The sequence below is a fragment of the Paraburkholderia caffeinilytica genome (assembly GCF_046030355.1).
GTDB lineage: Bacteria > Pseudomonadota > Gammaproteobacteria > Burkholderiales > Burkholderiaceae > Paraburkholderia > Paraburkholderia caffeinilytica_B.
In genome coordinates, this window is the sequence record NZ_JAQQCQ010000005.1 from 349,221 (window position 1) to 370,461 (window position 21,241).

At 62.0% G+C, this 21,241-nt stretch carries 23 protein-coding genes; 8 read left to right on the forward strand and 15 right to left on the reverse strand.

Translation table 11 applies throughout. From position 1 onward, the window contains the following. The gene (locus PQQ95_RS10725; RefSeq protein ID WP_408437352.1) at positions 1 to 1,128 is read right to left on the reverse strand and encodes an MBL fold metallo-hydrolase; all 1,128 of its coding nucleotides are present in this window, start codon (positions 1,126 to 1,128) and stop codon (positions 1 to 3) included. Between the two features lie 83 nt (positions 1,129 to 1,211). Here PQQ95_RS10725 and PQQ95_RS10730 point away from each other — a divergent pair, with 83 nt between their 5' ends. After that, positions 1,212 to 1,826 (forward strand): TetR/AcrR family transcriptional regulator, encoded by a 615-nt coding sequence (locus tag PQQ95_RS10730; RefSeq protein WP_408437353.1) that lies wholly within the window; start codon positions 1,212 to 1,214, stop codon positions 1,824 to 1,826. Between the two features lie 3 nt (positions 1,827 to 1,829). Here the strand turns inward: PQQ95_RS10730 and PQQ95_RS10735 are convergent, their stop codons facing one another. From PQQ95_RS10735 to oxlT, 4 genes are all read right to left on the reverse strand, one after another. After that, positions 1,830 to 2,261 carry a PAS domain-containing protein gene (locus PQQ95_RS10735; RefSeq protein WP_408437354.1) on the reverse strand — a complete coding sequence of 144 codons (432 nt, stop codon included), beginning with the start codon at positions 2,259 to 2,261 and terminating at the stop codon, positions 1,830 to 1,832. A 110-nt stretch (positions 2,262 to 2,371) separates the two neighbouring features. Beyond that, positions 2,372 to 3,622, reverse strand: a complete 1,251-nt coding sequence (gene frc, locus PQQ95_RS10740; protein ID WP_408437355.1) for a formyl-CoA transferase — start codon at positions 3,620 to 3,622, stop codon at positions 2,372 to 2,374. 26 nt (positions 3,623 to 3,648) lie between these two features. Continuing rightward, entirely contained in the window at positions 3,649 to 5,391 is a 1,743-nt protein-coding gene (gene oxc / locus PQQ95_RS10745) for an oxalyl-CoA decarboxylase (protein ID WP_408437356.1), read from the reverse strand. 63 nt (positions 5,392 to 5,454) lie between these two features. Next, entirely contained in the window at positions 5,455 to 6,786 is a 1,332-nt protein-coding gene (oxlT, locus tag PQQ95_RS10750; protein WP_408437357.1) for an oxalate/formate MFS antiporter, read from the reverse strand. A gap of 484 nt (positions 6,787 to 7,270) precedes the next feature. On the opposite strand from oxlT, the gene PQQ95_RS10755 reads away from it, so the two are divergent. Then, positions 7,271 to 7,660, forward strand: coding sequence for a hypothetical protein (locus PQQ95_RS10755; protein ID WP_408437358.1), 390 nt, complete (start codon positions 7,271 to 7,273; stop codon positions 7,658 to 7,660). Between the two features lie 115 nt (positions 7,661 to 7,775). Here the strand turns inward: PQQ95_RS10755 and PQQ95_RS10760 are convergent, their stop codons facing one another. Together PQQ95_RS10760 and PQQ95_RS10765 are read right to left on the reverse strand one after the other, a co-directional pair. Beyond that, on the reverse strand, positions 7,776 to 8,444 hold the full coding sequence (locus PQQ95_RS10760) for a Vgb family protein (RefSeq protein WP_408437359.1): 669 nt from the start codon (positions 8,442 to 8,444) through the stop codon (positions 7,776 to 7,778). A 13-nt stretch (positions 8,445 to 8,457) separates the two neighbouring features. Next, positions 8,458 to 9,675 carry a winged helix-turn-helix domain-containing protein gene (locus tag PQQ95_RS10765; protein ID WP_408437360.1) on the reverse strand — a complete coding sequence of 406 codons (1,218 nt, stop codon included), beginning with the start codon at positions 9,673 to 9,675 and terminating at the stop codon, positions 8,458 to 8,460. A gap of 130 nt (positions 9,676 to 9,805) precedes the next feature. On the opposite strand from PQQ95_RS10765, the gene PQQ95_RS10770 reads away from it, so the two are divergent. Both PQQ95_RS10770 and PQQ95_RS10775 read left to right on the forward strand, forming a co-directional pair. Next, a complete protein-coding gene (locus tag PQQ95_RS10770; protein WP_408437361.1) occupies positions 9,806 to 10,576 on the forward strand; it encodes a DUF899 domain-containing protein in 771 nt (256 codons plus the stop codon). A gap of 41 nt (positions 10,577 to 10,617) precedes the next feature. Then, positions 10,618 to 11,430, forward strand: a complete 813-nt coding sequence (locus PQQ95_RS10775; protein ID WP_408437362.1) for a DUF2182 domain-containing protein — start codon at positions 10,618 to 10,620, stop codon at positions 11,428 to 11,430. A gap of 139 nt (positions 11,431 to 11,569) precedes the next feature. Here the strand turns inward: PQQ95_RS10775 and PQQ95_RS10780 are convergent, their stop codons facing one another. Further along, complete coding sequence (locus PQQ95_RS10780) at positions 11,570 to 11,887, reverse strand: TFIIB-type zinc ribbon-containing protein (RefSeq protein WP_408437363.1); 318 nt, start codon at positions 11,885 to 11,887, stop codon at positions 11,570 to 11,572. 133 nt (positions 11,888 to 12,020) lie between these two features. Beyond that, the gene (locus PQQ95_RS10785; protein WP_408437364.1) at positions 12,021 to 12,773 is read right to left on the reverse strand and encodes a TerC family protein; all 753 of its coding nucleotides are present in this window, start codon (positions 12,771 to 12,773) and stop codon (positions 12,021 to 12,023) included. A 121-nt stretch (positions 12,774 to 12,894) separates the two neighbouring features. On the opposite strand from PQQ95_RS10785, the gene PQQ95_RS10790 reads away from it, so the two are divergent. Continuing rightward, on the forward strand, positions 12,895 to 13,776 hold the full coding sequence (locus tag PQQ95_RS10790) for a LysR family transcriptional regulator (protein WP_408437365.1): 882 nt from the start codon (positions 12,895 to 12,897) through the stop codon (positions 13,774 to 13,776). Here the strand turns inward: PQQ95_RS10790 and PQQ95_RS10795 are convergent. Further along, positions 13,749 to 14,210: a TerB family tellurite resistance protein gene (locus PQQ95_RS10795; protein ID WP_408437366.1), complete on the reverse strand. Its 462-nt coding sequence runs from the start codon at positions 14,208 to 14,210 to the stop codon at positions 13,749 to 13,751. The two genes, PQQ95_RS10790 and PQQ95_RS10795, sit on opposite strands and share 28 nt — an antisense overlap. Before the next feature lie 220 nt (positions 14,211 to 14,430). Between PQQ95_RS10795 and PQQ95_RS10800 the strand changes: the two genes are divergently transcribed. Further along, the gene (locus PQQ95_RS10800) at positions 14,431 to 14,763 is read left to right on the forward strand and encodes a DUF2322 family protein (protein WP_408437367.1); all 333 of its coding nucleotides are present in this window, start codon (positions 14,431 to 14,433) and stop codon (positions 14,761 to 14,763) included. A 64-nt stretch (positions 14,764 to 14,827) separates the two neighbouring features. On the opposite strand, the gene PQQ95_RS10805 is transcribed toward PQQ95_RS10800, so the two are convergent. After that, a complete protein-coding gene (locus tag PQQ95_RS10805; protein WP_408437368.1) occupies positions 14,828 to 15,685 on the reverse strand; it encodes an oxidoreductase in 858 nt (285 codons plus the stop codon). A 116-nt stretch (positions 15,686 to 15,801) separates the two neighbouring features. Here PQQ95_RS10805 and PQQ95_RS10810 point away from each other — a divergent pair, with 116 nt between their 5' ends. Then, complete coding sequence (locus PQQ95_RS10810) at positions 15,802 to 16,737, forward strand: LysR family transcriptional regulator (RefSeq protein ID WP_408437369.1); 936 nt, start codon at positions 15,802 to 15,804, stop codon at positions 16,735 to 16,737. A 92-nt stretch (positions 16,738 to 16,829) separates the two neighbouring features. On the opposite strand, the gene PQQ95_RS10815 is transcribed toward PQQ95_RS10810, so the two are convergent. Next, on the reverse strand, positions 16,830 to 17,213 hold the full coding sequence (locus PQQ95_RS10815) for a hypothetical protein (RefSeq protein WP_408437370.1): 384 nt from the start codon (positions 17,211 to 17,213) through the stop codon (positions 16,830 to 16,832). A 277-nt stretch (positions 17,214 to 17,490) separates the two neighbouring features. Between PQQ95_RS10815 and PQQ95_RS10820 the strand changes: the two genes are divergently transcribed. Then, a complete protein-coding gene (locus PQQ95_RS10820; protein ID WP_408437469.1) occupies positions 17,491 to 18,159 on the forward strand; it encodes an RraA family protein in 669 nt (222 codons plus the stop codon). 160 nt (positions 18,160 to 18,319) lie between these two features. Here PQQ95_RS10820 and PQQ95_RS10825 read toward each other — a convergent pair whose 3' ends face one another. The 3 genes from PQQ95_RS10825 to PQQ95_RS10835 all read right to left on the reverse strand — a co-directional run bounded on the left by PQQ95_RS10825 (position 18,320) and on the right by PQQ95_RS10835 (position 21,235). Continuing rightward, complete coding sequence (locus PQQ95_RS10825) at positions 18,320 to 19,354, reverse strand: L-idonate 5-dehydrogenase (protein WP_408437371.1); 1,035 nt, start codon at positions 19,352 to 19,354, stop codon at positions 18,320 to 18,322. A 112-nt stretch (positions 19,355 to 19,466) separates the two neighbouring features. Further along, positions 19,467 to 20,906 (reverse strand): NAD(P)(+) transhydrogenase (Re/Si-specific) subunit beta, encoded by a 1,440-nt coding sequence (locus PQQ95_RS10830; RefSeq protein WP_408437372.1) that lies wholly within the window; start codon positions 20,904 to 20,906, stop codon positions 19,467 to 19,469. Continuing rightward, entirely contained in the window at positions 20,903 to 21,235 is a 333-nt protein-coding gene (locus PQQ95_RS10835; RefSeq protein ID WP_408437373.1) for an NAD(P) transhydrogenase subunit alpha part 2, read from the reverse strand. The genes PQQ95_RS10830 and PQQ95_RS10835 overlap by 4 nt, the downstream gene beginning before the upstream one ends. Positions 21,236 to 21,241: the final 6 nt, after the last annotated feature.

Genomic DNA, 21,241 nt, shown 5'->3' on the forward strand with positions numbered 1-21,241 from the left:
TCACGAATTGGCTTGCCGGGTAGGGCGGCACGAGAACCAGCGTCGTTGCGTCACCGGTTCTTGCGCTGTCTCGGCGACCTCGCGCCACCACTTCTCGCCGCGGTGCGGCGCGCCCAGATCCAGTCGCTCGCCCATGCGAGGCGTCGCAAGCGAAATGCCGCGCACGGCGGTGAGTCCGACCACACGCTCGTACGGTTCCTGCCAGCGATGCATCGCCAGATCGAACGTGCCGTTGTGAACGGGCACCAGCCAGCGGCCGCGCAGATCGACGTGGGCCTGGACGGTCTCGTCGGGTTGCATGTGGACGTACGGCCATTGGGCATCGTAGGCGCCGGTTTCGAGCAGCGTCACGTCGAAGGGACCCAAGCGCTCGCCAATGGCCTTGAATCCGTCGAAGTAGCCCGTGTCGCCGCTGAAGAACACGCGCAGCGCGTCATCGACGATCACCCATGAGGCCCACAAGGTGCTGTTGCCGTCGAACAGACTGCGGCCGGAGAAGTGCTGCGCCGGGGTCGCCGTGAACGCCAGGCCGTCGATCTCGACGCTCTGCCACCAGTCGAACTGACGGACCTTCGACGCCTCGATACCCCACTCGATCAGGCGGTCGCCGACACCCAGCGGCGTCAGAAATACACCTGTCTTCGCCGCGAGCGCCAGCACGGTTTCGCGGTCCAGATGGTCGTAGTGGTCGTGCGACAGAATCACGCCGCGCAACGGCGGCAAGTCTTCGAGCGCAATGGGCGGTGCATGAAAACGCTTCGGGCCAAAGTGCCGGAACGGCGATGCACGTTCGGCGAAGACCGGGTCGGTCAACCAGAACTGACCCCGCAGCTTGAGCAGCATGGTCGAATGCCCGAGGCGATACAGGCTCCGGTCCGGCGCGGCCTGGAGTTGTTCGCGCGATAGCGCGTCCACAGGCAGGGCGCCCGCCGGCACCGTGCCGTCCGGCTTGTTGAGCAACACATTCCACACGATGCTCAAGGTTTTGCCGATTCCTTCGACAGGGCGCGGTTTGACGTTACGAAAGCGCTCGCCGTCGTGCTGGGCCGATGTATCGAACAATTCACGCCCGCGTCGCGCGGCCGTCAGGCCCAAGGCGCGGCGAATAGAACCGGTGAACGATGTCATGCGAGCAGCCTCGAAACAGAAAGTAGACTGGTCAGTGTAGTTTATTTTCGAGAAAAGTAAACTGCCCGGTGTAAAATTTAGCGATGAACACCCGTGACACCCCCCTCCGCCTGACCGACCGCAAGCGCGCCGCCGTGATTGAGGCGGCAATCGAAGAATTTCTCGCGGCCGGTTTCGACGCAACCAGCATGGACCGTATCGCGGCGCGCGCGAGCGTCTCGAAGCGGACGGTCTACAACCATTTTCCCAGCAAGGAAGCGCTGTTCGCTGCGATCCTGCGTCAGTTGTGGGAGTCGAGCGACACGGGCGAGGCGCCGGTCTATTCCGCCGCGATTCCGTTGCGAGTGCAGTTGCTCCAGCTTCTGTCAAAAAAGCTGAGCCTGTTGAATGACGAGGCGTTTCTGTCCCTCGCGCGCGTGGCGATTGCTGCGGGCATTCATTCGCCGGAGCGCGCGCGCGACATGGTGGCGCGCATGGGCGAGCGTGAAGAAGACCTGACGGTGTGGATTCGCGCAGCCGCTGCCGATGGCCGTCTCAAGACGTCTGATCCGATATTCGCCTCACTGCAGTTGCAGGGCCTGGTGAAAGCATTCGCGTTCTGGCCGCAGGTGACGATGGGCCAGCCGTCCCTCAGCGCGGATGAACAACGGCAAGTCGCGGAATCTGCCGCCGATATGTTTCTGGCGCGCTACGCATGACGCTTACGCGCCTGCGGACGCTTCCAGTTCCGCAAGTCGCTTGCGTAGCAGGCGATCCTCCTGGAAGCGGCTGGTTTCGTCGCGGATGACGGCGACGATGCCGGTGAGCTCGTGCTGCGGCGAATGCAGCAACGCGACTGTGAAGGCAATCGATAGTGACCGTCCGTCCTTATGCACGGCGGGGACACGCAGCACGTCATTGCCATAACGGGTTTCGCCCGTTGCCATGGTCTTGTGATAGCCGTCCCAATGGCGGCCGCGCAAACGTTCCGGGATGATCAGATCCAGCGACTTTCCCAGCGCCTCGCTTTGCGTAAAGCCGAACATGCGCTCGGCGGCCGGGTTCCACAGTGTGATGCTGCCGCTCGCATCGGAAATGATGATCGCGTCGCCGATCGCGTTGACGAGTTGCTCGAAATCGATAGCGCTTTGCATGGCGTTCCCCGAAACGTAAAAGCGTAGATCCTTGAATTGGATACGGCGTCCGCAGAGGGACGCCGTATCCGCAGACCCGAATCTGAAAATGGGCCTGTGGCGTAGCTCGATTAAACCGCTTTGATTTCGCGCAGGTTGAAGATGTCCTGCCGGCTGTAGCCGAGGCTCGCCAGCACTTCCTCCGTGTGTTCACCGAGCAGCGGCGACGCGGTCACTTCCGGCTTCATGTCCGAGAACTTGATCGGACTGCCGACCGTCAGATACGAGCCGCGTTTCTTGTGCGGCACTTCGACGATCGTGCCGCTCGCGCGCAATGACGGATCGTTGGCCAGCTCCTTCATTGTCAGCACCGGCGCGCAGGGAATGTCGAACTTGCGCAAAATGTCAACCGCTTCGAATTTGGTCTTGTCGGCGAGCCATGCTTCGATGGTGCCGAAGATCTCGAAGATATGCGGTTGACGTGCTTCGGCGGTCTTGTAGGCTGCATCATCGATCCACTCGGGTTTGCCGAGCGCCTTGCAGATCGGTTCCCACGCATGGCCCTGGATCGTGAAGTAGATGTATGCGTTCGGATCCGTTTCCCAGCCCTTGCATTTGAGCACCCAACCCGGCTGACCGCCGCCGCCCGCGTTGCCGCCGCGTGGCACCACGTCGCTGAATTCGCCGTGCGGATATTGCGGATATTCCTCGAGATAGCCCACGCGTTCCAGCCGCTGCTGGTCGCGCAGCTTCACGCGGCACAGGTTCAGCACGCTGTCCTGCATCGACACGGCGACCTTCTGGCCTTTGCCGGTTTTGTCGCGGCCCAGCAGGGCGGTCAGAATGCCGATCGCCAGATGCATGCCGGTGTTGCTGTCGCCGAGCGCCGCGGCGCTGATGGTCGGCGGCCCGTCCCAGAAGCCGGTGGTGGATGCCGCGCCGCCTGCGCACTGTGCGACGTTTTCGTAGACCTTCAAGTCATCATAGTGATGGCCGTCGCTGAAGCCCTTCACCGAAGCGACGATCATCTTCGGATTGAGTTCGTTCAGGCGTTCCCATGAAAAACCCATCCGGTCCAGCGCGCCCGGACCAAAATTTTCGACCAGCACGTCGGATTCGCGAATCAGTCTTTCGAGGACTTCCTTGCCTTCGGGCTTTTTCGTGTCCAACGTCAGCGACTTCTTGTTGCTGTTGAGCATCGTGAAGTAAAGCGCGTCGGCGTCGGGAATGTCGCGCAACTGGTTGCGCGTCACGTCGCCAGAACCCGGTCTTTCAACCTTGATCACGTCGGCGCCGAACCAGGCGAGCAACTGCGTGCACGCGGGGCCGGCTTGAACGTGGGTGAAGTCGATGATCTTGATGCCTTCGAGAGGTTTGGTCACTTTGCTATCTCCGTGGTTACGCTGGATCACTTTTTCATTGCCGCGCTTTGCGGATTCAGATTGGTCAGGCGGCCGCTTTCGGTGCCCGCCGCTTCGTCGATGACGGCATTGATCAAGGTCGGCTTGCCGGACGCGATCGCTTCAAGCAGCGCCTTCGTCAGTTCTTCCGGGGTGGTCGCGTTATAGCCGACACCGCCGAATGCCTCGATCATCTTGTCGTAGCGCGCGCCCTTCACGAACACGGTCGGCGCCACGTCCTTGCCACCCGTCGGATTCACGTCGGTGCCGCGATACACGCCGTTGTTGTTGAAGACGATCGTGCATACCGGTAAGTCGTAACGGCAGATGGTTTCGAGTTCCATGCCGCTGAAGCCGAACGCGCTGTCACCTTCAATCGCGACAACCGGCTTGCCGCTCGTCACGGCCGCACCGATCGCGAAGCCCATGCCGATGCCCATGATTCCCCACGTGCCCGAATCGAAGCGTTTGCGCGGCTCGTACATATCGATGATGCTGCGCGCGTAGTCGAGCGTGTTCGCGCCTTCGTTGACGATGTTGATGTCCGGGCGCGTCTTCAGCACGTCGCGAATTGCCCGCAACGCACTGTGGAAATTCATCGGCGACGGGTTCTTGTCGAGCGTGGCCGCCATCTTGGCGAGGTTCTTGCTCTTGCGCTCGGCGATCGCGCCGGTCCATTCAGCGCTCGGCTTCGCGAATCCCGCATCGAGGCCGGCACGTAATGCCGCCACGCACGAGCCGATATCGCCGATCACCGGCGCGGCAATCGCGACGTTGCTGTCGATCTCGGTCGGTGAAATATCGACCTGGACGAACTTCTTCGGCTCCGCGCCCCACGTTTTGCCCTTGCCATGCGAGAGCAGCCAGTTCAGGCGCGCGCCGATCAGCACGACAACGTCGGCTTCCTGCAGCACAAACGAGCGTGCCGCCGACGCCGATTGCTCGTGCGTATCGGGCAATAGGCCCTTGGCCATCGACATCGGCAGATACGGAATGCCGCTTTGCTCGACGAACGCGCGGATCTCCGCATCGGCTTGCGCGTATGCCGCGCCCTTACCGAGCAGAATCAGCGGACGCCTGGCGCTCTTCAATACATCGATTGCACGCTTGACCGATTCCGGCGCCGGCAACTGACGCGGCGCGGCATCGACCACTTTGACGAGCGACTGTTGCGCCTTCACGGCGTCCAACGTTTGCGCGAGCAGCTTGGCCGGCAAGTCCAGATACACACCGCCAGGACGTCCCGACACCGCGGCACGGATTGCACGCGCCACGCCGATGCCGATGTCTTCCGCATGCAGCACGCGATACGCGGCTTTTGCATACGGTTTGGCCGCATTCAACTGATCCATTTCTTCGTAATCGCCCTGCTGCAGATCGACGATTTCACGCTCGCTCGAACCGCTGATCAGGATCATCGGGAAGCAATTGGTGGTCGCGTTGGCGAGCGCGGTCAGGCCGTTCAGAAAGCCCGGCGCCGACACCGTCAGGCAGATGCCCGGCTTCTGCGTCATGAAGCCGCTAATGGCCGCTGCATTGCCCGCGTGCTGCTCGTGACGAAAACCGATGAAACGCATCCCTTCCGCTTGTGCGAGCCGCGCGAGGTCGGTGATCGGGATGCCGACAAGACCAAAGATGGTGCTGATGTCGTTCAGTTTCAGCGCGTCGATGACGAGATGAAACCCGTCGGTCGTCTCGGCCGCTTGTTGTGTCGAAGTCTCTTCTACTGTTTGACGGTCGGCTTCTGCCATGATGTTGCTCCTTGGTCGCGGGACGTTATGGATTTGCCGTGAGTGGCGAGCTCACGTTGTTGTTCATTCAGACGAGGCGCCGGACGACGGCTGCAGGCGCGCTTCAGCGATAACTACGCCGGCCGGCGCGCCCGAGTTTTCGATCCAGCGTTTTCTCATTGGGGCGAGGATGAATTTCGCGGATACGGCTGCCGCGATCGACACCACCGCCGCCGAGATGAACACGGTGCTCCACCCGCCGTTGGCCGACAGCACGGACGCGATCGGCACCAGCATCGAGGCCGTACCCTTCGCGGTATAAAGCGTGCCGGCATTGGCCGCGGCGTATTTGCTGCCGAACGTGTCCGCGCAAGTTGCCGGGAAGATCGAGAAGATCTCGCCCCAGCACAGGAACACGGCGGCGGCGAAGAACATGAAGGCGTACGGGTTGTGGCCGAACTGCATGAGCCCCAGCAGCGCGACGCCTTCACCGAGAAAGATCATGAACATCGTGTTTTCGCGGCCGATGCGGTCCGACAGAAAGCCGCACAACGGACGCGTGAAACCGTTGCACAGATTGTCGATCGACAGCGTCATCGTGAGCAGCGGCAGCGTGATGCCCAGCAGATTCACGGGCAGCTTGGCAAAGCCGAATTCCTTCGCGATCGGCCCGAGCTGCGCGGTGGCGATAATGCCGCCGGCCGCGACGAACACGAACATCAGATACAGCACCCAGAAGAGCGGTGAGCGGATCATCTCGCCGGGCGTGTAGTCGATCTTGCTGGCCACCACGCGTTTGGCCGCGACCGCGAATGCGGGCGGTTTCGGCCGTACCAGCAGGGTGGCGAGCAGCAGAATGCAGACACCCTGGAAAATGCCGAAGAACATGAATGTGTGCTCGTAACCCGAGCGCTGGATCATGTTGGCGATGGGAATCACGGTGACGGCCGCGCCGGCGCCGAAACCCGCCGCGGTCAAACCGGCTGCGAGACCGCGCTTATCCGGAAACCATTTGAGCGCCGTGCCGACGCAGGTGCCATACACGCAACCCGCGCCGATACCGGCGATCACGGCTGCGGCGTATAGCTCGACGAGACTGCTCGCATGCGCGTCGATGATCCAGCCAAGCGCTGCGCACACCGAACCGCCGATGACAACCGGGCGAGGCCCGAACTTGTCGACGAGCCATCCTTCGACAGGCACGAGCCAGGTTTCAGTGACGATGAAGACCGTGAAGGCGGTCTGAATGGCCGCTTGGCCCCAGTGGTGGGCGTTGTCCATCGGAACGACGAACAGCGTCCACGCATATTGCAGATTCGCGACGAGCCCCATGCATACGATGCCGATCGCTAGCTGCACCCAGCGGTTTTGCCGGAACGGCGTGGCGCCTGTTCCGGATACGTTGGAATGTCCCATGTCCTTCGTCTCCTGTATATTCCGTCGCGCTCGAGCGGCGCGTTGGACCTACGTGATCGAATCGCTTCATCGCCGGTTTGTCTGTGGGCAATCAAGCGCCAGTGGTCGGCCAGAAGGAATTGCACTGACGAAAACCCTTGCCCGTCGATCTCACAACAACTGGGTGGAAGGTGTTTCGCGTGGAGCGCGTCTGAAGGATGCTGCGCGCGAACAGCGATAAGTAAAAGTTAAAACATTTTATGGTTTGCATTAGGCATACCTAATGGATGGGTTTGCCGGCTCTGATGACGGGGCTATGGTGATGCTGGCAGGGGAAGGGGCGGTGTTGAGGACGACTGTTCAGGCATTCTGACTTTGTCGATCTCGTCGGCGGAGGAACGGATATATAAGTAAATGGCTATGGTTTTTAGAAAAAACTTTAACTGTTGTTTATCTATTCGCGCTCCTATTCTTGGTCATGCCAATTTGCCTGAAGGAGACGACCATGAATCCGTCCCGGTTCGACACCCGCGACAGCGCGCACGATGCGGAAGTAGAGGCGCAACTGTGCGCCTATAACAGCGCTTTCGATGAACTCGGCCTGCGCTTCCGCTGGGATGCGCACACGCTCGCGTTGCTCGCCACGATTGACGATGAGGAGGCGCAGATTGCTGCGTACATCGAAGCGCACCACGCGCACTTGCTGAACGCGTATAGCGCCGGATTTCTAAGCCGGGCTATTCTCGAGAGGAAAAATGCGCGCTGTCCAGGGCGCGTATCGATGCGGGTCGAAAACGCGCCGCATCCAGCTCGCGTGGTTCAGCAGCCGCAGATGAGCAGCTGGCGCGAGCGCGTGTCCTACGAGATGGAGCTGCCGGCTCTGGTGGGTGTTTAGGGATCGACAACATTGCTGCTCGCTGTGTCGATCCGGGCGTTGCGCCAGGCGACATTCGGCACGTTGTCGCGCCGGAGAGGTGGGATGGGTGTTTAGGCGTCGTGGCTCGCGTGAGTCAGGTGCTCGCAGACGCGGCGGGGACTTCGGTGTCTCGTCCGGGTCGGCGTACGGCTCGCACTTTCCCGCTGTTTCCGCCGCCGCAGAAGAACTGATCGCCGCCGTCGGCTTCCAGTCCCGACACGGTCAGGCCGGGCGGCATTTCGAGGCTCTCCAGCACTTCTCCCGTATGAGGATCGACTCGCCGCAACTCGCTGGCATCATCTTCCCAGGTGCCGTGCCAGAGCTCTCCATTGCTCCAGGTGACACCGGTGACGAAGCGGTTGGACTCGATAGTGCGAAGAATCGCGCCGGTTTGGGGATCGATCTGATGGATTTTCCGGTCCCGATACTGGCCTACCCAGAGCGTCCCTTCGGCCCACGCAAGCCCTGAGTTACCGCCATCGCTGGGTGCGGGAATCGTGGCGAGTACGCGGCCGGTATCCGGATCGATCTTCTGGATGCGATCGTCGGCGATCTGAAACAGGTGCTGACCGTCGAAGGCCGTGCCTGCCCGCGCGTCGACATCGAGCGAACGTTGTGTTTCGCCGCTCGCCGGATCGAAGGCATTCAGCTTGTCGCCGGCGGCAATCCAGACAAGCCGGCCGTCATACGTGACGCCGCCCACCTGCTCGACACCCGGAAAGGGCCCATATTCACGGACGATTTTGGCAGTTGATTTGTTCATGTCCTCATCCTAATCATTCGGCCAGGGAAGCGGGGAGTAACAAAGTCGTCGTGAGTCCGGGCGTGGGCGGCGTCATCCAGCGTCGCGCGCGTCCGCGGCCGAACGACTGCACTTTGCCGGCTTGCGCCAGAGATTCGAGTGTCCGCTGCATGGTGCGCTGACTGGCATCCAGTGCAATGGCGAGCGCCGAGCTCGACCACGACTCACCGTCGGCGAGGAAGGCGAGCACCATCGCATGCGGTTCTTCGACTGGCCGCGCGAGCACGACGACTTCGCGCGCGCCGTGCGGCACCAGTGCAAAACCGCGCTTCGTCGCGCTCACACCAGCTAGCGGCCCGAGCAGCGTGCGAAGCCGCCCGACTTCGACGCGCAGCCGCGCGCGATGCGATTCATCGGCGTGTTTCGCCCGGAATGCGCGCGCGATGAGTGCGTCCCTCGATACGTCTTCGGGCCAGGCTTCGGCCAATGCGCGTGCGAGCGCGAACAACACCGGACGGGTCGCGAGCGGGACCACGATGTTTGCTTCACGCACGGCATAACGGCACGCGTCCACCACGAGCGCCTTCGACGCCAGCAACGCCTCAACCTCTTCGAGCACGAGCAGCCGCTCTTCGCCATGCGCAATCAGACGAGCCGCGGGCGTGTCCAGCAGAAGGCGCGCGCTGTCGACTTCCGCCATCAGCGACGGGATACCGGCGTGACGCGCAGCGCGCTCAGCGCTCGCCAGGGCGGCATGCGCTGTTCTGGTCTGGAGACGGCGCATCGCGATTCCCGCCACGACCAGTTCGTGGGCAGCGCGCAGCGCGGGCGGGAAGGGCGTGGGATCGAGTTGGACGAGCAGGCGCTCGGCCTCATCAAGGCGTCCGATCAGGACGAGGCGCCGGACCTCGAGATACCGCGCATGCGCGGCGTTTAGCCGGTCGCCGTGGGCTTCGAGCGTCGCCCGCGCGGCGTCCAGCGCCTTCGTGGGCCAGTTCAGATCGCGTGAGGCGAGCGCGATTTCGGCTTCGGCGACCACGCATCTCGCGCGGGCCACCGGCGCTTTCGGACCGAAGGCGCGCGCCGCACTTCGCACCAGCGTTTTTGCCCGGACGAGATCGCCGAGCTGCGCCATTGCGATGCCTCGCAGCGCGAGCGCAGGTGCGTCGTCACGCAAGGCGACCCGATTCAGTGCGCCTAGCGGATCGCCAGCCGCGAGCGCACGCGCCGCGGCCGTCACTAGCGAGTCCATGGTTTATTCGAATCCCGCCACACTTGTCACTCCCATCGTCCGGGTGCCCGTGACTAATCTAGCACGACCACCAACCCGTACGTCGTATCGACAACCGAGCGAACGACGCAGGACTCCCAAGGAGGGAAGCATGACTACGACACATACGACCGGCACGCGTGAACAGTGGCTGGCGGCGCGCCTCGAACTGCTCAAGGCGGAGAAGGCGCTCACGCGGCAGAGCGACGAACTCGTGCAACAACGGCAGGCGCTGCCCTGGGTGCGAATCGACAAGACGTACCGATTCGAAACCGCGGCGGGAAGCGCTTCGCTGGCCGACCTGTTCAAAGGACGCTCGCAGCTTCTGGTGTACCACTTCATGTTCGGGCCCGACTACAAGGCGGGATGCCCGTCGTGCTCGTCGATCGCGGATGGGTTCGACGGCCTTGTCATTCATCTCGCGAATCACGACGTCACGCTGTCGGCGGTGTCGCGGGCGCCGTTCGAGAAACTGCAGACGTATCAGCGCCGGATGGGGTGGACATTCCCCTGGGCGTCCTCGGCTGGCAGCGACTTCAACTTCGACTTCAACATCGCGTTCACCGAGGCGCAGCAGCGTGAAGGACGCATCGAATACAACTACGCGCGCGGCGGCCACGCGATGGACGAGACCCAGGTCGTCCCGGAACCCGTCGCCCAGTTCGCGGCCACCTGCGGGACCGACGCGGCGACGTACACGCGCGACCGGCCGGGCTTAAGCGCGTTCGTACTCGAGGACGGCGTTGTCTATCACACGTATTCCACCTATGCGCGAGGCGTGGATGGCATCTGGGGCATGTACCAGTGGCTGGATCGCGCGCCCAAGGGGCGCAACGAGACGGGCGTGTGGTGGAAGCGTCATGACGAGTACGAGGCACGCTGAACCAGGTGATGGAACACGTTAGCGCAACCGGAGGCGGGAAGATGTCGGGACGCTCGAACGAAGCACGCGTTTCGCAGCGAGCTTTCCTCGGCGTCTCGGGGCTCCTCTTCGCTGTCAGCGCGGCGCTGACGATCGCCGGCGCCGCGTCCATGACGACGATGGGCGAGATGCCGATGCCCGGCGGGTGGACGATATCGTCGATGTGGATGCGGATGTGCGGACAGACGTGGGCTGGCGTTGCTGCATCGTTCCTCGGCATGTGGGTGGTGATGATGGTCGCGATGATGCTGCCATCTCTCGTTCCCATGCTGTGGCGCTATCGCGAGGCCGTCAGCAGGACCGGCGGGACGCGCGTCGGCGGCCTGACGCTGCTGGCAGGCGCGGGGTACTTCTTCGTGTGGACCGCGTGGGGCATGGCCGTATTTCCGCTAGGCATTGCGCTGGCGTTACTCGAGATGGAACTGCCGGCGCTGGCGCGCGCCGTTCCGCTCGCAGTCGGTGTGATCGTGCTGCTCGCCGGGGCGCTGCAGTTCACTGCGTGGAAGGCCCGCCGCCTTGCCTGCTGCCGCGCGACTCCGGGGCGCTGCCTCATGTTGTCCGCATTGCCCGTGGACGCTGCCACGGCATGGCGGCACGGCCTGCGCCTCGGCCTCGACTGCAGCTACTGCTGTGCAGGCATGACGATGGTCCTGCTCGTTGCCGGTGTCATGGATTTGCGCGTGATGGCTGCTGTGACGGTGGCTATCAACGTTGAACGGCTGGCGCCGCGTGGTGAACGCGTGGCGCGCATCATGGGGGCCGGCATCATCGGTGCAGGAGTTTTGTTGATCGCGCGAGCGGTGGGATCTGGATGAGGTGTCCGCCTTCACACCTCGCGCGTTTTTGCTGGATGCCCGTGGCCGTAGCAGAGGGGAAAGTGAAAAGGCGCGGCTGAAAACAGCACGCGCCCTTGATTGGATAACCGCTGCCTGGTGCCTCTACTCGCGGACACTTTCAATCGAAATCGAACATGTCGAACAGCGAGCGCTTCTTCTTGTATCCCCGATGGTCCGTTCGGTGATTGTCATACGTGCGGTGATTGTCGTACGCAGGGTCGCGATGGCGATCCCTCTCCCGATCCGAATGGCTGTCCCGGCTCGGGCGCGTGGCAGCGTCAACCTGCGCGTCATTGCTTCCCGCGTCCTGCGCGATCAGCTTGTCGAGTTCACCGCGATCGAGCCATACGCCCCGGCAGATCGGGCAATAGTCGACTTCGATCGAGCGTCGCTCGGTCATCAGCAAATCAGTGGTCTTGCAAACAGGGCATTTCATTTCGCTGCTCCTTAAGGGTAAAAAACATCGAACGTTCGACATGACACCTCGCGCTATCGCGGGAAACTATTCAGCTGACTTCGTACAAGCATGTCGAACCGCTCCTTTCATGCGCGGCGCCTGACACCTACGCTCATTGCTCCGCGCTAACCACCCGCTTCGAATTCGCCCGGCGCACGAGCATATTCAGTGCCTCGACAAACGCGGAGAACGCCATGGCCGCGTAGATGTAAGCCTTCGGCACGTGTGAACCAAAACCTTCCGCGATGAGCGTCATGCCGATCACCAACAGGAAACCGAGCGCGAGCATGACAATGGTCGGATTGCGATCAATGAAGCGCGACAGCGGGTTGGCGGCGAACAGCATCACCGTGACCGCGGCAATGACGGCAATGAACATGATCGGCAGGTGGTCGGTCATCCCGACCGCCGTGATGATGCTGTCGACCGAAAACACGATATCGAGCACCAGGATCTGTCCGATTGCAGCCATTGCAGTCAACTGCACGGTCGTGCCCGCTTTGTCGCGTACCTCTTCTGCATGGACGACGTGGTGGCGAATTTCGCTGGTCGCCTTCCAGACGAGGAACAGGCCGCCGCCCAGCAGGATCAGATCGCGCCATGAAAACGTGTGGCCGAACAGCGCCACGGCGGGCGTGGTCAATTGTGCAATCCACGCGACGGTGCCGAGCAGGGCCAGCCGCAGCACGAGTGCAAGCATGATGCCCATGCGCTGCACGCGCGCACGCTGCGCTTCCGGCAGCTTGTTGCTGAGGATCGAGATGAAGATCAGGTTGTCGATGCCGAGCACGATTTCCATCACGACGAGCGTGAGAAGCGCAGCCCATACGGCGGGGTCGGCAGCGAGTAAGAGGAGAGAGTCCATTGGGTTCTCAGGAAAAGGATGTTGGGCAACGCCGGTATGTCCTTATCATCGCCGTCTTTAGGGTTCGGACAAATCAGTGATAATCTGAGCGATATATCGGTTTTTTCGAAGTGTCTCTGCCATGCTCAACTACCGCCATCTCTACTATTTCTGGATCGTCGTGAAGGAGGGCGGCTTTGCGCGCGCGGCCGAGCGTCTCGACATGGCCGTTCAGACAATCAGCACGCAGGTGCGCGAGCTGGAAAAATCGATCGGACGCCAATTGCTGAAACCGGCCGGGCGTGGCGTCACGATGACCGAAGCGGGCGAAACGGCATTCAATCGTGCGGAGCAGATTTTTCATCTCGGCGAGGCGCTCCTCGACGAGATGCGCGAGGCGGGCGGCGAACGGGTTGCGCGGCTCGCGGTGGGACTCTCCGACGGTATTTCAAAGCTCGCCGCGCACGCGCTGCTCGCGCCGGTGCTCGATACACCGTCGCTCAGGCTGCTCTGCCACGAGGGCGAACATGCGCAGCTGCTGTCGGAGCTCGCGCTCCATCGGCTCGATCTCGTTCTGGCCTGCCAGCCCGCGCCGCACAATGCCGATCTGCGCGTCGTGAGCCAGCGTCTCGTCGGTTCGCCAGTCGACTGGTACGGCCCCACGGAGATCGTCCGCAAGTCCGCCCGTGCCGGCTTTCCGCAGTGCCTGGCCGAACTGCCCGTGCTGCTGCCTACCGGGCACGGTGCATTGCGCGCGCGGCTCGACCGCTGGTTCGAAACCGAAGGCATCCGGCCGCGGATCGTCGGGGAATTCGAAGACAGCGCGCTGATGGCGGTGTTCGCCGCGCGCGGTCTCGGCGTGTTTCCGCTCGCGGAACTGGGCGCCGGGGACGTGGCGCTGCTGCGAGGACTGCGCTGGCTCGGTCGAGCGGAAGGCGTGGTCGAAGAGATTCACGCAATCCGCTCGCGGCGCGGGCAACATCATGCGCTCGCTTCTCAGGTGGTGGATGCCGGGCGTGCGTGACCGTGCACCGCCTCCTGCAGCGTGATGCGCCGCCTCGCCGCCAGGCTTGGCTTAAGTGCCCACGCATTAAACACGGCAGCGAGCAACGCGATTTCGCCGTCCGCCAGATAGTCGTCCGCGATCGCTACGGCGAGGCACAGGCGAATCACCTTGCGGCGCAGGGCGGGCTCGTCGATCTCGTTGACTAACGTGGTGAGCAGGGCCGTATCGAGTTGGCCGACCGGCGGCGCGAACGGCGTGTGCGCGACCGACTGATCCTCACACAGCGCCTGCACGATCTGCGCGAATTGTTCCGGTGCGAGACCGAGTTCGCCTGCTATATCCAGATTTTCGAGTACGCGCTCTTCCGAGCTGCAGACGTGACCGTCGGAGGTGAGGGCCAGCGCGACGATACGTGCTGCGGCTTGGGGACTGTTGCGCGGATAGGTTCGCATGTTTGGGCTCGTGAAGCGGACGATGTCCGCAGTGGTGATGAGCCTCAGTCTGCGTCAGATTGCGGAGTGGATAAATCTGCTAATACGGGAGCGAAAGTTCGAAAAAACCGAAACGTCCGTGGCGCACTGTGCAGTGGACGTTTCGTTCGGCACGATGCAAAACACCCTATCGGATAAGATACGGTTCGCCGTATTTTTCCGACTAGAAGGAGTATTTTCAGTGATTCAACCGAGCAACGTGTTCAAGGACAACCTCGCCCAACTGCCTGCCATTGACGGCATCGAGCGGATCGATCTGCTCGACGGCAAGGGCGCCGTGGTGGCCAGCATCGAAAATAAGCCGGGCAAGCAGGGCTCGCTGGCGGTGTACCACTATCTGCAGCAGGCTTTCGGCACGCTGGACGTCAAGGCGGCCGAACACGGCCTCGCCGTGTTCGCCGAGCATACGGCCGACGCGCGCAACCGTCCGGGTGCGCACCCGAACGTCGACCATTTGCTCGGGATTGCGGCCGGTGGGGAACCGTTGCGCATCGAAATCGTGGCAGCGGGCTAAGCGCGTGGCGGCTGCATGACACGGCTGCCCGATATCGGCACACGCCTGTCCGATCTACATGCCGTCAAGCGGGAAAGTCGGTCGATGCCGACAGCGCCCTCCAGGTTTCGGTTTCCTGCGAGACATAGGCATCCTTCTCAGCGATGGCCTTCAGCGTGTCGGTGCCGAGCGGCAGCCGTAGCGGAGGCGTTTGTGCGTCGACCAGATCGACCATCGCCGCCGCGAGTTTCTCCGGGTTGCCCGGCTGATTGTGGTTCAGGCTGACAGCGACCCGGCGAACCTGTCCCGACGTTTCGTCGTAGTCCGCGATCACGTTGCCGGCCACCATAAGCGATGACGCGTCCAGGAAGTCCGTGCGGAAGTATCCAGGCTCCACGACCGTTGCGTGAATGCCGAGTGGTTTCAGCTCGGCGTGCAAGGCCTCGGTCAAGCCTTCCACTGCGAACTTGGTCGAACAATAAGCGCCGAATCCGGCAACCGATCGATAGCCGCCGATCGACGACATATTGATGACGTGGCCGGCCCGCTGCGCGCGCATGACCGGCAGAACGGCGCGCGTGATATTCAGCAAGCCGAATACGTTGGTGTCGTACATGCGGCGCACGTCGGCGTCGCTCGACTCCTCGATGGCGCCAAGCAAACCGAAACCCGCGTTGTTGACCAGCACGTCGATCCGGCCGAACCGTTCAACCGCGTCCTGGACCGCGGCTTTCGCCTGGGCTTCGTCGGTCACGTCCAGCGCCACGGGAAGGAGTGCCGGCGAGTGACCGAAGCGCTCGACGATCGCTGCGACATTGCGGCCCGTGGCGACGACCGCGTTGCCGTCGGCCATGGCCGCCTGAGCGATCAGGGCGCCGAGGCCGCGCGCCGCGCCGGTGATGAACCAGACGCGCTTGAAGCCGTTGCTGGTGGTATTAGCCATGATGTTTCCCTTACGGTTCGAGTGAAAGTGAACGAATAATAGGAGGGACGATTGGCACAAACTAGACGCCGATTGGTAGACTGATAATCAACTTTTATTTGCTAATTCGAGCGGCCATGAACGAAGTTCGCGCGATCACGATATTCGTCCGGGCTGCGGCGCTGGGAAGCCTGCGTAAGGCGGCCGTGGATCAGGGCATCTCGCCGCAGGCCGCGAGCCACGCGGTCATGCAACTGGAAAAGGAGTTGGGGGTTCGGCTTTTCCACCGAACCACACGCAAGTTGAGCCTGACCGAGGAGGGGCAAGGGCTTCTCGACAGCGTGAGACCGGCGCTGGCCATCCTGTCGTCGGCACTCGACGACGCGCGGCGATCGAAAGACGCGATTGCCGGGCCGCTGCGAGTGAGCGCGCCAAGCGCATTCTGGCGCACCGTGCTATGGCCGTATTTTCTGGAATTCGCCGAACTGCACCCGAATGTGCAACTGGACGTGCAGTTCGATGACCACTTCACCGACCTCGTCAGCGATCGCGCCGACGTCGGTTTTCGTGGCGGTTCTCCGCCGTCGGGCGGCACGATCGCGCGCCGGCTGTTGCCGATTCAGCTGATTGTCTGCGCATCGCCCGCCTATATCGAACGTCATGGCGCGCCGCGAACTATCGACGAACTCGACGCACACCGTTGCACGGGCTATCGGCGGGCGAATACGGGCAAGCAGGCGCCGTGGGAATTCCTGATTGGTGACGAGATCGTCTATCGCGACGTCGCAGCGACCTTATGCGTCAATGACACGGACGCGGAGACCCAAGCCGTGCTGGCGGGACTCGCCATCGGTCAACTCGGCAGCTTTTCGGCGACCTTGCCTATCAAGCGTGGCGAACTCATTCCGCTGCTCGTCAGGCATGTCACGCAGCGCGAGGCCATCTACATCTACTATCGCCACCGAACCGAGCAGCCGCTGCGCGTGAGGACGTTCATCGACTTTATGGTCGAACGTCTTGCGGGGAACAGGAATTTCTATCTTGAGCCGGCTGAGCTTCGTGCTGCACGTTGAGCGCCTTGGGTTCGATGAGTCTCTGAACGCGGGTAACGTACTGCGGCGTTAGTGCCTGGATGTCATCTGGCGAGGCGGCTGATAACAATGCCTTATGTCTTCGGCAACGTGGATTTACCGCCCCGTTTGCGCGGCTTCGGCTCGACACCCACGCGCGGATCGCGCGCGAGTACGAGCGCCGTCATTCTTTCGGCGGTGGGTTCAAATGCCGGATCGTCTTGCGGCACATAAAGCCATTTTCCCAGCACCGGATGCGGCCGCAAGGCGGGCAGTTCTTCAATGAGCGCGGCATGGCGCTCCTGCGAGGTACACACCAGCAGGCCATTCCACGGCTTGTCGCGATCGGCGGCAATCAGGCACAGCAGGCCGTCGATGTAGGCGGCATCGCTGCCGAACATCCGTTTGCGAATATAGGTTGAATCGCGCTCGAATGCGTCGAAAATCCAGACGAGCGAGTTGCGAATGGAAGAGGGCATTGGTGTGAAATCCCAAGGGCAATGAGCGATGGTAACCAATGTCTGCTTTCGCTGCTTGTGAGTGGTGGTGGAGCGTCTATCTCGACGTATTTCAGCAGCACCGCCTCCGTTGGCCATTGCGTTTCATAAGCGTTTCCTATCGCGCAAGAACGAACCCGTCTTGGCGTGATTTGCAGGGGAGAGATACCGTTATATCCGTGCTACAGCGGTGTCGTGCTTACTCTCGTTCGTGATCTGCATGAGCCGCTCCCCTTACATCCGGAAGCGAAGATCGACCATGTACAAAGCCATCAGGAAGAACCCGTCGGCGGCTCAGGCTGCCGATACCATCCTTAGCGCGTTGCGCGACATTCCCGTCTCTGCGCTCAGCGACAACATGCATCGCAACATCGGCAGCGTGGGGCTCCAGCCGTATCAACGGCCGGGCAAGAAGACGATGGCCGGCACTGCGGTCACGGTGCGCTCGCGTGGCGGGGATAATCTGACTTATCTGCGCGCGCTGGAGTTTTGCCGTCCCGGCGACGTTCTGGTCGTGGACGCGGGCGGTGATCTCAACAACGCCGTGGTCGGCGGCATTCTGTCTTTCTACGCCGCAAACATCGGCGTTGTCGGTTTGGTTGTGGACGGCGCGATCCGTGATGTCGCGGAAATTCGCGATCGGGATTTTCCGGTTTACGCCCGTGGGGTTACGCACCGGGGGCCGTATAAAGACGGTCCGGGTGAAATCAATGTGCCGGTGTCGGTTGGCGGAATGGTGGTCAATCCGGGGGATATCGTTGTCGGTGATCAGGACGGCTTGCTGGCCATTCCGCAGGGCGATGCCGAGCATGTCATCGAAAAAGCGCGAGCCGTTCTTGAAGCGGAGGCTGAGACCATGCGGGCGATGAAGGAAGGTCGCTGGAACCGCGCGTTCATCGATGCACTCGAAGCACGATGCAATAACTGAGCACTGCACGGGGGGAAGGAAAAAAGCCGACGTCTGCATCGCGACGTCGGCTTTTTTACGGCCATTTTGTGTTTATAGCCTGTACTCATTCGCTGAGTGAGCGTATGACGACGAACCGACGGACGCGGCTTGCCGCGTCATCGTCGCCCTATGTGCACGATCAATCGAAGCTCACCAGCACCTTCATCGATTTTGAACGGTCGCCCGCCGTCTGAAACGCCTTGACCGAATCCTGATACGGGAAAACCCCGGAAATCAGGGGCTTCACGTCGATCAATCCCTTGTTCAGCAACTCGACGGCAACGGCGAACTCTTCATGAAAGCGGAATGCGCCGCGCAGATCGAACTCCTTGGCGACGATCACATTGATCGGCAACGCGATGTCGCCGCCGAGGCCGACCTGGACGATCACGCCGCGTGGTTTGAGTACGTCGAACGCACCGCGCAATGCCGCTGCGTTGCCGCTTGCCTCGAACAGAACGTCGAAACTGCCCTTGTCGACGGCGAACGGCTGGAGCGCATCCGGCGTCTCCGCGATATTGAGCGCAAGGTCGGCGCCGACCTTCTTCGCGCTCTCGAGCGGCAACGTGTTCACGTCAGTTGCCACGATCATCGCCGCACCGGCTCTGCGCGCAGCCGCCACGATCAGCGCGCCGATCGGCCCGCATCCGGTGACGAGCACCCGCTTGCCGAGCAACGGACCCGCGCGCCGGACGGCGTGAAGCGCGACGGAGAGCGGTTCGGCCATCGCGGCTTCTGCATCGCTCAGCGAGTCTGCCACGACGTGTGCCTGTGAACGGTCGATCACGATCTCTTGCCGGAATGCGCCTTGCACGTGCGGCGTGCGCATCGCGCTGCCGTAGTAGCGCATATCCAGGCAGTGGTTCTGCAACCCTTGCTGACAGTATTGGCACAGGCCGCACGGCCGGCTCGGGCTGATGGAGATCCGCGTGCCGGCAGGCATATCCGTCACGCCAGGTCCCACCCGCGAGACCGCGCCCGAGACTTCATGGCCGAGCACCATGGGCTCCTTGATACGAATGGTGCCGAAGCCGCCATGATTGAAGTAATGGAGATCCGAGCCGCAGATACCGCCGGCCCGAACCCGTACGAGCAACTGGTTGGCTTCCGGCTCAGGCGTGGGAACGTCCTCGATGCGCAGATCGAGGGGTGCGTGAATGACAAGTGCATGCATGGTGAGGGCCTATAACGGTGAATGCGGGATCAGCACGCTATACGGTAGCGTTTCGAGACCCGCTCGACAAAGACCAAAGTTGTCTGGGCCGATAGTCGTCGCTTATGGATGCTCATTCGAGCGCCTTGGTCATGTTCTCGATGACTTTCTTGGCGTCCGAGAACACCATCATCGTTTTGTCCATATAGAACAGATCATTGTCGAGACCGGCATAGCCGGATGCCATCGACCGTTTGTTGACGATCACGGTGCGCGCCTTATAAGCCTCCAGAATCGGCATGCCGGCGATCGGCGACGACGGGTCCGTCTTTGCGGCGGGATTGACGACGTCGTTGGCGCCGAGCACGAGCACGACGTCGGTCTGGCCGAATTCCGCGTTGATGTCGTCCATTTCGTAGACCTGGTCGTACGGTACTTCCGCTTCGGCGAGGAGCACGTTCATATGGCCCGGCATCCGTCCGGCTACGGGATGGATCGCATATCGAACATCGATGCCCTTGCCGGTGAGCTTGTCGGTCAATTCCTTCAGCGCATGCTGGGCGCGCGCAACCGCCAGGCCATACCCCGGAACGATCACCACGGATTCGGCATTGCCGAGCAGGAACGCGGCGTCGTCGGCGGAACCGGATTTGACCGGCCGTTGTTCCCGCTTCGCGCCGCTTTCAGCGGCGGTTTCAGCGCCGAAGCCGCCGAGCAGCACGCTGAAGAACGATCGGTTCATCGCCCGGCACATGATGTACGAAAGAATCGCGCCGGAAGAGCCGACCAACGATCCGGCAATGATCAGCATGGGGTTGTTCAGCGAGAAGCCGATGCCCGCCGCAGCCCAGCCCGAATACGAGTTGAGCATAGAGACGACGACCGGCATGTCGGCGCCGCCGATCGGGATGATGATCAGCACGCCGAGCGCGAACGCGATCGCCGTCATGACGATGAAGGGCAACCATGACTGGGTCAGAAAGAACGCGATCCCGAAGCCGACCATCGCAATGGCGAGTGCGAGATTGAGCGCATGCTGTCCGGGATAGACAACCGGCGCCCCTTGGAACAGACGGAATTTGTACTTGCCCGACAGCTTGCCGAATGCGATCACGGACCCGGAGAACGTGATCGCGCCGATGAAGGTGCCGATGAATAACTCGACGCGATTGCCATAAGGAAGCTCGCCGCCGGTTGCGGCCAATCCGAATGCGGAGGGCTCGGAGACCACCGCGTAAGCAATGCAAACGGCGGCCAGACCGATCAACGAGTGCATGGCCGCGATCAACTCGGGCATTTTGGTCATCTCGACGCGCGCGGCAACAACCGTGCCGATCGCACCACCGACGATCAGCGCGACAACGAGTACCGTCAATCCAAGCATCAGGTTCGAGCCGAGCGAAGACGCCTGTTTCGCGATCAACGCGAGCGTCGTCAGAATGGCGAGCGCCATGCCGACCATGCCGAAGGCATTGCCCAACCGGGCGCTTTTCGGATTCGACAGTCCTTTGAGTGCCTGAATGAAGCAGACGGAGGCGACCAGGTACAACAAGGTGACGACATTCATGCTCATCGCGAGACTCCGTGGGCTTCGTTTCCGGCCGGTTTTCTAGTGTCTTTTTTCCTGAACATCTCGAGCATGCGGCGGGTCACGAGGAAACCGCCGAATACGTTGACGGCGGCGAGCGCGACGGCGAATGCGCCGAATGCCTTGCCGGTGCCTCCCACGGTCAGTCCTGCCGCCAGCATGGCGCCGACAATGACAATGGCGGATATCGCGTTAGTGACGGCCATCAGCGGCGTATGCAAGGCAGGCGTCACGTTCCACACAACGTGGTACCCGACGTAAATCGCCAGAACAAAAATGATGAGATTGGTGGTGGTATGAGTGATGAGTTCCATTGCGTC

Excerpts from the sequence above, each read along its gene's own strand:
- PQQ95_RS10825 (WP_408437371.1), bottom strand. The coding sequence starts at position 19,354 with ATGCATGCACTTGTCATTCACGCACCCCTCGATCTGCGCATCGAGGAC.
- PQQ95_RS10810 (WP_408437369.1), top strand. The coding sequence starts at position 15,802 with ATGAACGAAGTTCGCGCGATCACGATATTCGTCCGGGCTGCGGCGCTG.
- oxlT (WP_408437357.1), bottom strand. The coding sequence starts at position 6,786 with ATGGGACATTCCAACGTATCCGGAACAGGCGCCACGCCGTTCCGGCAA.
- PQQ95_RS10835 (WP_408437373.1), bottom strand. The coding sequence starts at position 21,235 with ATGGAACTCATCACTCATACCACCACCAATCTCATCATTTTTGTTCTG.
- PQQ95_RS10765 (WP_408437360.1), bottom strand. The coding sequence starts at position 9,675 with ATGGACTCGCTAGTGACGGCCGCGGCGCGTGCGCTCGCGGCTGGCGAT.
- PQQ95_RS10725 (WP_408437352.1), bottom strand. The coding sequence starts at position 1,128 with ATGACATCGTTCACCGGTTCTATTCGCCGCGCCTTGGGCCTGACGGCC.
- PQQ95_RS10820 (WP_408437469.1), top strand. The coding sequence starts at position 17,491 with ATGTACAAAGCCATCAGGAAGAACCCGTCGGCGGCTCAGGCTGCCGAT.
- PQQ95_RS10780 (WP_408437363.1), bottom strand. The coding sequence starts at position 11,887 with ATGAAATGCCCTGTTTGCAAGACCACTGATTTGCTGATGACCGAGCGA.
- PQQ95_RS10755 (WP_408437358.1), top strand. The coding sequence starts at position 7,271 with ATGAATCCGTCCCGGTTCGACACCCGCGACAGCGCGCACGATGCGGAA.
- PQQ95_RS10785 (WP_408437364.1), bottom strand. The coding sequence starts at position 12,773 with ATGGACTCTCTCCTCTTACTCGCTGCCGACCCCGCCGTATGGGCTGCG.
- PQQ95_RS10830 (WP_408437372.1), bottom strand. The coding sequence starts at position 20,906 with ATGAGCATGAATGTCGTCACCTTGTTGTACCTGGTCGCCTCCGTCTGC.
- PQQ95_RS10805 (WP_408437368.1), bottom strand. The coding sequence starts at position 15,685 with ATGGCTAATACCACCAGCAACGGCTTCAAGCGCGTCTGGTTCATCACC.
- PQQ95_RS10775 (WP_408437362.1), top strand. The coding sequence starts at position 10,618 with ATGTCGGGACGCTCGAACGAAGCACGCGTTTCGCAGCGAGCTTTCCTC.
- PQQ95_RS10760 (WP_408437359.1), bottom strand. The coding sequence starts at position 8,444 with ATGAACAAATCAACTGCCAAAATCGTCCGTGAATATGGGCCCTTTCCG.
- PQQ95_RS10790 (WP_408437365.1), top strand. The coding sequence starts at position 12,895 with ATGCTCAACTACCGCCATCTCTACTATTTCTGGATCGTCGTGAAGGAG.
- PQQ95_RS10815 (WP_408437370.1), bottom strand. The coding sequence starts at position 17,213 with ATGCCCTCTTCCATTCGCAACTCGCTCGTCTGGATTTTCGACGCATTC.
- PQQ95_RS10730 (WP_408437353.1), top strand. The coding sequence starts at position 1,212 with ATGAACACCCGTGACACCCCCCTCCGCCTGACCGACCGCAAGCGCGCC.
- oxc (WP_408437356.1), bottom strand. The coding sequence starts at position 5,391 with ATGGCAGAAGCCGACCGTCAAACAGTAGAAGAGACTTCGACACAACAA.
- PQQ95_RS10795 (WP_408437366.1), bottom strand. The coding sequence starts at position 14,210 with ATGCGAACCTATCCGCGCAACAGTCCCCAAGCCGCAGCACGTATCGTC.
- PQQ95_RS10735 (WP_408437354.1), bottom strand. The coding sequence starts at position 2,261 with ATGCAAAGCGCTATCGATTTCGAGCAACTCGTCAACGCGATCGGCGAC.
- PQQ95_RS10770 (WP_408437361.1), top strand. The coding sequence starts at position 9,806 with ATGACTACGACACATACGACCGGCACGCGTGAACAGTGGCTGGCGGCG.